Below are 9,992 nucleotides of genomic sequence, written 5' to 3' on the forward strand. Positions count from 1 at the left end.
GGTGTGATCGCCTCGCAGCTGTACGGCATCCGGCGCTGCGCCGCGTCAACCACCCGTCCTTGGAGCAAAGGCACACGCAGCGGAGGGCCGCATCGTCGACGATGTCCAGCCCGGCCCCGTCGACATGCCTGCCGTGGACGAGGAGTGGATTGCCGTCCCCGGTGGGCCCACCCGCCAGGTCAGGGCCTGCATCGTCCGTCCGGCGGGCAGCAGCGGCGACCTTCCTGTGGTCATCTACATTCACGGCTCGGGCTGGGGGCGCTCCCAAGCGGTCAGTCCAGGAGTTCGAGGCGGATCAGCGTGCTCGCGTAGTCACCGGTGAGCTGCGGGGTGATCCCGTGGCCCAGCAGCAGCGCGCCGGACAACACAGCGTCGGACAGCACCGGGCCGCCGTCCACCCGGTACCTGCCTCCGGGGGCGAGGCCGCGCAGCCGGATCGGAGCCGGGTTGCCGTCGTACTGCTGGGCCTCCTGGTAGACGAGGACGACGGACTCCTTCCGGTCCGCCGTCACGTACTGCACCGCGGACGCCGACCTGCCCGGTTCGCCCAGCCGGTGCAGGCGGCCGTGCTGGACGATGTGGCGGATCTCCTTGTACTGCGCGATGAGCCGCCTGGCCTCCTGCGTCTCCTCGGCCGTCCAGGCGTTCAGGTCACCGCCGATCCCGAGCACCCCGGCCATCGCGACGTGGAAGCGGTACGTCAGCGGCACCCGTCGCTTGTTGATGAAGGTCGGCAGGTCCGTCACCCAGCACGACATGGTCCGCACCGGATAGAGGTGGCTGAAGCCGTGCTGGATGTAGCGCCGGTCCAGCGCGTCGGTGTTGTCGGAGGGCCAGAACTGGTCCGTCCTGGCCATGATCCCGAAGTCCACCCGGCCGCCACCGCCCGAGCACGCCTCGAACGCCACGCCGGGATGCTTGCGGCGCAACGCGTCGATCACGCCGTAGACACCCGTCACGTGGTCGAGCCACAGCCGCCCCTGCCGGTCCGGCTGCTCCGGCCAGCCCGCGTCGGTGAACGGCCGGTTCATGTCCCACTTGACGAACTGGATGTCGTTGGCCGACAGCAGCGCGTCCAGCTCCCCGAAGACCCACTCGGCCACGTCCGTTCTGGCCAGGTTCAGCACCAGCTGGTGCCGCATGGTGTGCGGTTCCCGGCCGGCATAGTGGTAGGTCCACTCGGGGTGGGCGCGGTAAAGGTCGGAGTCGGGGTTGACCATCTCCGGCTCGATCCACAGCCCGAAGCCCATGCCGAGCGCGTGCACCTCGTCGATCAGCGGCTTCAGGCCGCCCGGAAACCGGTCGGTGTTGACCCACCAGTCGCCGAGACCGGCCCGGTCGCCGGAGCGCCGCCCGAACCACCCGTCGTCGAGGACGAACAGCTCGCAGCCGAGGTCGGCCGCCTGCCGGGCCAGCGCCCGCTGACCCACCTCGTCCACGTCGAAGCCGGTGGCCTCCCAGGAGTTGAACAGCACCGGCCGCAACTCGCCGGAGTTCGGCAGGACGTGGCGCAGGGCGTACTCGTGCCACGCGTGGCTCATCGCGCCGAACCCGCCCGCGGTGAACAGGCCCGAGCTGATCGGCGTCTTCAGCATTTCGCCCGGTTCGAGCCGGCGCGGGCCGAAGCCCTCGTGCCCCCAGCCGAACAGCACCTGGGCCGGTTCGTCCAGCTCCCGCTGGGCGAGCATCCGCCACGAACCGCTCCAGTGCAGCGTCGCGCTGTAGACCCGGCCGCTCTCCTCCGTGGCGGTCCCGTCGTCGATCGCGAACCACGGATTCGCGTGGTGGCCGGTGATGCCGCGGCGGCTCTCCAGGACGAGGTGGCCGTCGGCGAGGTCGGTCCGGCGCACCTGGGTCTCGGCCGCCCAGCGGCCGGTGAGGTGGGTCATCCGGTGCCGCGGCTGCTCGGGGGTCACCCAGGCGGCGGAGTCGAGGCGGTGTACGTCGACGGCGTCCGTGGTGGAGTCGTTGCGCACGACCACCCACCGGTCGATGACGTCGCTGTCGTCGTGGACCCGGTAGTACAGGGCCACCGTCAGCTCCTGGTGCCGCGCCTCGAACCACAGCGCCAGCTCCTGGTGGCCGGGCCCGGCGGTGATCTCGTGCCTGGCGAGCCGCCACTCGATGCTGCGCACCGACCCGGGGAACTCCACCGACAGCGCGGCCCGGCCGAACTGCAGCCCGCCGTCGAGCGGGTATTCCTCGTGCCGGTTCGCGGCCGAGCGGAAGCACTCCCACTCCGACGCCAGCCGTGCAGCGGTCGTGGTCGCCAGGTAGGCCGCGTCCTCGGCGGTGATGGGCGGGCCCCAGTAGGTGTGGACCGGGATGTCGTCGGCGCGCCCGACGTACGCCGAATAGCTTGTGCGGGGGGTGTCGAGCAGCAGCACTCCGGTGTCGGCGTCGTACGTCACCGCGGACGGGCGGGCGCTCACTTGACCGATCCCGCGGTCAGGCCGGCCACGAACTGCTTCTGCAGCGCCACGAAGAACAGCAGTACCGGAAGCGAGGCCAGGAACGAGAACGCGTACAGGGTGCCGAAGTTCGTCGAGTACTCGCCCACCGAGCGGTAGACGCCGACGGTGACCGTGGTGCCGGACTCGGGGCCGAGGATCACCAGCGGGCTGAGGAAGTCGTTCCAGACCCACACCCCGAGGAAGATCATCACGCTGGCTGCGGCGGGCCGCAGCGTCGGGAACACCACCTGCCAGAACATCCGCAGCCGGCTCGCGCCGTCGATGCCGGCCGCCTCCTCGATGTCCACCGGCACGGTGCCGATGAACCCGGCGAAGACGAACACGCCGAACGGCAGGTAGTAGGCGACGTTGCCGAGCACCACGCCGGGCAGCGTGTTCATCAGGCCCACGGCGTCGAGGACCTGGGTGACCGGCTGCAGGATCACCGCCGGCGGGATCATCAGGCCGGACAGCAGCATCAGCATCGCCGGCTTGGTCCAGCGCGCCTTCGAGCGCACCAGGTAGTGCGCCAGCATCGCCGAGCACAGCGTGAGCAGGAGCACTGACAGCACGGTGATCTGGACGCTGTTCAGCAGCGACGACCAGAACAGGCCGTCCTCACGCCCGAAGACTGCTCCGAGGTTCTCCCCGGTGAGCGGCGCGGGCAGCCCGAGGGGCGAGGACTGGATCTCGTCGGCGGGCTTGAGCATGCCGGTGACGACGATGTAGATGGGGAAGAAGAACAACGCGGTCAGCGCGACGGCGAACACCGGCCGCACGACCTGGAAACCGGATGTCACAGGTGTACCTCTCGACGTTGCAGCAGCCGCAGGACGACGCCGGTGATCGCGACGATGACGGCGAGCATGATCGTCGCCTCGGCCGCCGAGAACCCGATCCGGTCGCCCCGTACGCCCTTCTCGATGACGTCGAAGGCGATGGAGGCGGTGGCGTTGCGCCCGGGGCCGCCGTTGGTCAGCACCAGGATGTGCTCGTACACCTTGAAGCCGCTGATCAGCAGCATGACGGTGTTGATGGTGACCGAAGCCGCGATCATCGGCCAGGTGACCGAACGGAAACGCCGCAGCCATCCGGCGCCGTCCATGAGCGCCGCCTCGTGCAGTTCCTTCGGGACGGAGTTCAGGCCGGCGAGGTAGACCACCACGCAGAAGCCCAGCATCTGCCAGCAGAGGATCCCGCTGATCGAGTACAGCGCGAGGTCGGGGTCGGAGAGCCAGCGCGGGGCGCTGTCCACTCCGAGGTCCAGCAGGACGGCATTCAGCACCCCGTCGGGCCGCAGCAGGCTCTGCCAGATGACGCTGACGACGATGCCGCTCAGGATGACGGGCGTGAAGAACACCGAGCGCAGCAGCCGGTAGAGCAGGCTCTCCCGGTCGAGCAGCAGGGCGATGGCGAGGCCCAGCACGTTCGGCACGATCACGACGATCAGCGTGACGACGAAGGTGTTCTTCAGGACCAGCCAGAACTGCTCGTCCTGGAACAGCCGGCTGAACTGGCTCAACCCGACCCAGCTGGTCTGCGGATCGAACCGTGTCTGGTCGGTGAAGCCGAGGACGATGGTCCACACGATCGGCACCAGGACCAGCACTCCGTACAGGAAGAGTCCAGGCAGGGCGAATCCGGAGAACTCACGCGCTCTGCGCAGCCGGCCACCCTGGAGAGAGTGGTGGCGGGGTGAGCCGGGCATGGGGGAAAGACCTCTCAATAAAGAACAAGTGACGGCGGACGGAGAGGTCCGCCCTCACGGGTGGTCGCCTACTTCAGAGCGGCGTATTCGTCGTTGAGCTTCTTCACCACGGTGGCGGCGTCGGACGTGCCGTCGAGGAGCTCGACCGCGATCTGCTGGATGGGTACGGTGAACTCGGCGGGCAGGCCGTTGTCGCCCTGCTCTATCGAGAAGGCCGGGGTCACCGTGCCGTCCTTCACCGCCTTCTCGTAGATGGCCAGCGTCTCGTTGAAGAGCGGGCCCATGTCCGCCGGCGGCTGGTAACCCGCGACCGTGTTGAAGGTGCCGTCGGCCTTGGTGAAGGCGTCGGCGGTCTCCTTGTCCTTGGTCCACTCCAGCGCGAACTTCTTGGCCAGCTCGACGTTCTCGGCCTTCGCGCTGACACTGATGCCGCCGCCGGTCAGGTTCGGCACCACGGCCTTGCCGTCGTCGCCCGGCCAGGCGAAGACGCCGACCTCGAACGGGGGCTTGTCGTTGTCCACCGAGGTGGCGAACCAGGAACCCATCGGGTACATCGCGGCCGACCCGGCCCTGAAGGCCTTCTCGTGGTCGGCGTAGGACCGGCTGGTGCCCTCCTTGTCGAGGTAGCCGAGCTTGGACAGCTGCGCGATCTTCTCGGTCGCCTTGACGAAGGCGGGGTCGGTGAAGTTCTTGGCCCCGGACTTGATCTCCTTGGCGAAGTCCGGGTCCTGCAGGAAGACGTCGGTGCCGAGGACGCCCACCCACGCGTACACGCTGGCGAAGGTGTCCTGGCCGCCGCCGCCGACCGCGATCGGGGTGATGCCGGCCTTCTTCAGCTTGGCGCAGGTGTCGAGGAACTCGGCCCAGGTGGTCGGCACCTTGCCGATCCCGGCCTTGGCGAAGTCGTCCTTGTTGTAGTAGAGCAGCGACTGGGGCTGGGCGTTGGTGGGCAGCTGGTAGATCTTGCCGTTGATCGCGCCGGACTGCGGGTAGGCGTATTCCTTCAGCTCTTCGGGGGTGAACTCGGCGAGCTGGCCGCCTTCGGCGAATCCCTGCGGATTGACCGCCATCATGATGTCCGGGAGCTGGCCCGAGCTGGCCAGCTGCTTGGCGTAGGTGGTGCGGTCCACGTTCGGGGTGACCAGCTTCTTGACCTTGATCCCCGGGACCTTGGCGGAGACGCGCGCGATCGCCGAGTCCCACAGCGTGGCGGGCAGGTTGGGGGTCTCGAAAGTGAGCATGGTCATCTCGGCCGAACCGCCGGATGAGGATGGCGCGCTCGTCCCACCACTGGCACAGCCGGCGAGAGCTAGTGTCGTGAGCGTCGCAGCGGCGACCGCTCCTCTCCAACGTGCTGCCATGAGTGTCCCTTTCGGTCCTGCTGTCGCCGAGCGGTGGAGTTCCGGCATCGTTGATCGCAAAACTATAATATGCAGACTAGCTAGCATTATTGTCGCCGCGAGCATAAGGACGCCTGATCGGATGAGTCAAGACGGAGAAGCAGCCACCCGGCTCGGAGACTCGTCGTTGCTGCGACGACTGAACCTCGCCGCCGCCCTTGGCGCCTTCATCAAGGCCCCCTCGCTCACGCTGCGGGAGCTGCGGGCGGTCATCGGCGTGTCGCGGCCGACCGCGGAGGATCTCCTCGCCGAGCTCCTCCAGGAGGGCCGCGTGGAGGAGACCGTGCCGCCGCGGCAGGCGAACAGCAGGGGGGCCGGACGCCCGGCCCGCCACTTCCGCTTCCGTGCCGAGTCCGGGTACGTCAGCGGCATCGACATCGGCGCACACAAGACGCTGGCCGTGGTGACCGACCTGCGCGGCAATCCGCTCGCCTCGCACCGCCGGGAGCTGGACCCGAGCCTGGACGCGCCCGAGCGGCTGCGGGCCGCGGTGGAGACCGCCCGAACGTGCTGGCGCGACGCGGGCCTCGACCCCGGCGAGATCACCGGCGTGGCCTGCGGCGTGACCGGGACGCTGCGCGCCCCGGAGGGTGTGTTCGACGTGGCCGCCGGCCAGGCCGGATCGGGGCTGACCCCCTACTCCCTGCCCGGGTTCACCGAGGTGGACGTCGCCGCGACGCTGTCGGCGGGGCTGGGACTGCCGGTGGCGGTGGCCAACGACGTCAAGCTCGCCGCCCTGGCCGAGCATTGGAAGGGCGCCGCCCAGGACCACCGCAGCATCGTCTACATGTTCGCAGGTCACCGGGCCGGCGCCGGGATCCTGCTGGACGGTCAGGTCTACCAGGGCAGGCATGGGGCGGCCGGGGAGATCGGGGCCCTGCCCATGCTCGGCTGGGAGTCCGCGATGGCCCGGCTGCACGCCCGCGGCGCCGAACTCGCGGCGAGCAGGGCCTCCGCGGCGGGGCGGGAGGGCGAGCTGGTCATCGCCTCCGCGGCCCGGCAGGATCCGGAGAGTCTCGCGGTGCTGATCGAGTTCGCCGAGGTCCTCGCGCGCGGCGCCGCCCTTCTCGCGCTGGCGGTGGACCCGGAGATCGTCGTGCTCGGCGGCGGCATGTCGCGCGGCGGAGCGATCGTCGCCGAGCCGTTCCGCCGCGAGCTGGCCAAGTTCACCCTGTTCCCGATCGAGGTTGTCACCTCCACGATGGGCGCCGACTCGGTGGCTCTCGGCGCCGCCCGGATGGCCCTCGACACGGTCTTGAACTCGTTGCTGGAAGTACCCGGGATTGATCCGAGGTCTTGACCGCCGGCCGTCGCCGTTGGATCATCGGGATTCCGATTAGGCAGTGTTGTTTGCATTATTAGCCTGATCGCTCCAACGAGAAAGCCGGTGGTCATGAACCTCCCCCCGCCCACCCGGCGCGATCCCGGACGCCGGTGGTCGCCCCGGGTCGCGTCCCGTTCCCGGCGCTTCGCCGGGATCACCCTCGCCCTGGTCCTCTCCCTCGTGGCGGCGCTGCTCACCGCGGCGCCCGCCGGCGCGGAGGTCGAGCACCCGCGCCAGCAGTGGATGCGCGACTCCACGGCCGGCCTGTTCCTGCACTGGGGCATGTTCACCGCTCCCCGCCACACCGACTGCGCCGCCTGGGAGCGTGACGTGACCGACGGCGGCTGGACCGCCGATTACTGGATCGACGAGGCGAAGAAGCTGCGCGCCTCCTACATCGTGCTCGCGACCTTCCACAGCCGGCTCGGCTACGCCCGGCCGTGGCCGTCGGAGATCCCCGGCAGCTGCTCGACGAAGCGCGACTTCCTCGGCGAACTCGTCGAGGCGGGCAAGGCCAAGGGCGTCCACGTCCTGCTCTACATGACCGACGACCCGCAGTGGCACAACGAGACCGGCGTCGAGTCCCTCGACTCCGCCGCCTACTCCGCCTACAAGGGTCAGCAGGTGGACCTCACCACCCGCGACGGCTTCGGCATGTACAGCTACGACCTGTTCCACGAGGTCATGGACGAGTACCCCGACCTGTCCGGCTTCTGGATCGACAACGACAACGCCTACTGGGAGCGCAACAAGCTGTACGAGCAGATCCGTGAGAAGCGGCCGACCTGGTTGTTGAGCAACAACAACGAGGACACGCCGATCATGGACACCGTCAGCAACGAGCAGAAGACCGGCATCACCCCGGCCTACGACTACCCGCAGGCCACCTACACGCCGATGCCGCGCCTCACCGAGGCCGACTACAAGCTGCCGACCAGCGGCCAGTGGTGGTACGACGGCAAGGACAACGCGGTCGACTTCCCCCTGAACATCGGCCGGTACGTGGCCAACGCCGGCTCGTCGATCAAGTCGCTGATGGCCGAGACCGCGATGGTGAACGGCAGATTCCCGCCGAGCCAGGAGAAGTTCAACGCCTTCATGGACACCTGGCTGCCCCCCATCTGGTCCTCCATCACGGGCACCGAGGGCGGCGGCTACATGTACGGCGGCATGCAGCCGGGCTTCTGGAACGACGGCGCCCACGGGGTCATCACCGTCGCCGACGAGGCCAGGACCCAGTACGTGCACGTGCTGACCAGGCCCAGGAGCCAGGACCTGGTCCGGCTGCGGGACAACGGCTACCGGGTGACGCAGGTCACCGACGTACGGACCGGCGCGCCCGTCAAGTTCACCCAGTCCGGCGGTTACCTGTCCATCCTCGGCGTCACCGACTGGGACACCTACGACACCGTCTTCAAGGTACGCACCTCCGGGCAGCAGTACTTCCTCAAGCCCTCCCAGGTGAAGGCCACCGCCTCCGCCGCGAAGGACGGCTTCCCCGCCGCCAACGTCGTGGACGGCGACCACACCACCTACTGGGACGCCGACGGCAACCTGCCGGTGTCGGTGACGCTGGACCTCGGCGAGCGCCGCAAGGCGGCCTACCTGGCCGTCAACCAGCGGGAGTGGTCGCCCACCCACGCGCGTGAGTCGTTCGGCCGGCCCGAGGACTCCGCCCGGATCATGAACTACCAGGTCTACGCCAGCACGGACGGCAGGACCTGGGGCGAGCCGGTGCGCACCGGCGCGATGCGCAGCGCCCGCGGCGTGCAGTTCATCGACCTCGGCAAGCAGAACACGCGCTACCTGAAGCTCGAGGTGCTGGACACCTGGAGCGGCGCCCAGGCCAAGCCGTTCCACCGGCAGCTCAAGATCGACGAGATCCGGGTGGCGTCGGACTACCCGACCCACGACGCCGACGGCCTGCCGCTGGAGGCTGAGGCCCGGCACAACGACCGGGACGGCAACGCCCGGGTCACCGGCTGCGACGCCTGCTCCGGCGGCAAGCAGGTCACCCGGCTGGGCGGCGGCAGCCGCAACGCCGTCACCTACCGCGACCTCCGAGCCGACGAGGCGGGGACGTACCGGCTCGAACTGGACTACACGGCGGCCGAGGCAGGTTCCTTCTCGGTGAGCGTCAACGGCGCCGCGCCGATCAAGGAGAACGTCGCCGCCACCGGCGTGGACGTCCCCGTGGACGCGTCGATCGCCGTGCCGCTGGCCGCCGGGGCCAACACCATCAAGGTGTTCAGCGACGAGGAGCAGGGTCCCGGCCTGGACCGGATCGTGGTCGGGCCGATGCCGTCAGCGTCGTACACGCCGAAGACCACGATGACCGTGAACCCGGCCGGCGTGGTCTGGGTCGGCCCCGGCCGGCAGTCCGTCAAGATCTCCGCGAAGCTCCGCCTGGACGAGGACACGGTCGACAACGTCCGGATGGCGCCCGTGGTACCGGCGGGCTGGACGCTCGAGAACGCCCCGGCGACCGCCGCCAACCTGCGGCTGGGCCAGTCGATCGAGGGCACCTGGACGGTCACCGGCCCCGCCGACGGCCAGCCGGGTCCCGTGCAGGTGCCGGTCAAGGCGGACTTCCAGACCGTCGGCCTGCCGCACAGCGTGTCCAAGGTGGTGCCGATCCAGGTCCGTCCCGCCGACCGCGTCTTCATGCGCGAGGCGGAGAGCTCGCAGAACGACATCGGCAGCGCCGGTGTCACGAACTGCTCGCGCTGCTCCGGCGGGCAGAAGGTGCGCAACATCGGCGGTTCGCCCGATGCGTCCGTCCGCTTCGGCGACGTCATGGTTGAGCAGGCCGGCGAGTACCAGCTGTTCATCGACTTCACCGTCAACGGGAACCGCTCGTACTTCGTCACCGTCAACGGCGGCACCCCGATCGAGGTGCCGGTCAGCGGCGTGGGCAACGACACCGTGTACACGCAGGCGGTGACCGTCTCGCTGAACGCGGGCGACAACACGATCACCATCGGCAACGACGACGACTCCGCCCCCGACCTCGACAGGATCTCCCTGGGCTCGTAGCCCCTGGGACCTTCGGGCCGTGTGCGCGAACCGGCGGCGCCCGGCGGGAGCACCACCGCTCCCGCCGGGCG

General features: G+C 69.3%; 6 protein-coding genes. 2 read left to right on the top strand and 4 right to left on the bottom strand.

Features of this window, described 5'->3' with window-relative positions:
• Window positions 1-272 precede the first annotated feature (272 nt).
• From AB0J69_RS30840 to AB0J69_RS30855, 4 genes are all read right to left on the bottom strand, one after another.
• Window positions 273-2,432 carry an alpha-galactosidase gene (locus AB0J69_RS30840; protein WP_364124110.1) on the bottom strand — a complete coding sequence of 720 codons (2,160 nt, stop codon included), beginning with the start codon at window positions 2,430-2,432 and terminating at the stop codon, window positions 273-275.
• Entirely contained in the window at window positions 2,429-3,253 is an 825-nt protein-coding gene (locus tag AB0J69_RS30845) for a carbohydrate ABC transporter permease (protein ID WP_364124113.1), read from the bottom strand. Before AB0J69_RS30845 ends, AB0J69_RS30840 begins: the two co-directional genes overlap by 4 nt.
• Window positions 3,250-4,161: a sugar ABC transporter permease gene (locus tag AB0J69_RS30850; RefSeq protein WP_364124116.1), complete on the bottom strand. Its 912-nt coding sequence runs from the start codon at window positions 4,159-4,161 to the stop codon at window positions 3,250-3,252. Before AB0J69_RS30850 ends, AB0J69_RS30845 begins: the two co-directional genes overlap by 4 nt.
• Before the next feature lie 68 nt (window positions 4,162-4,229).
• Window positions 4,230-5,408: an extracellular solute-binding protein gene (locus AB0J69_RS30855; protein WP_364124119.1), complete on the bottom strand. Its 1,179-nt coding sequence runs from the start codon at window positions 5,406-5,408 to the stop codon at window positions 4,230-4,232.
• Window positions 5,409-5,643: 235 nt separating this feature from the next.
• Here AB0J69_RS30855 and AB0J69_RS30860 point away from each other — a divergent pair, with 235 nt between their 5' ends.
• Together AB0J69_RS30860 and AB0J69_RS30865 are read left to right on the top strand one after the other, a co-directional pair.
• The gene (locus AB0J69_RS30860) at window positions 5,644-6,861 is read left to right on the top strand and encodes an ROK family protein (protein WP_364124122.1); all 1,218 of its coding nucleotides are present in this window, start codon (window positions 5,644-5,646) and stop codon (window positions 6,859-6,861) included.
• Window positions 6,862-6,954: 93 nt separating this feature from the next.
• On the top strand, window positions 6,955-9,921 hold the full coding sequence (locus tag AB0J69_RS30865) for a CBM35 domain-containing protein (protein WP_364124124.1): 2,967 nt from the start codon (window positions 6,955-6,957) through the stop codon (window positions 9,919-9,921).
• The last annotated feature ends 71 nt before the right edge of the window (window positions 9,922-9,992 follow it).

Origin of the sequence: Nonomuraea sp. NPDC049709 (genome assembly GCF_040674815.1) — a bacterium.
Classification (GTDB): Bacteria; Actinomycetota; Actinomycetes; order Streptosporangiales; family Streptosporangiaceae; genus Nonomuraea.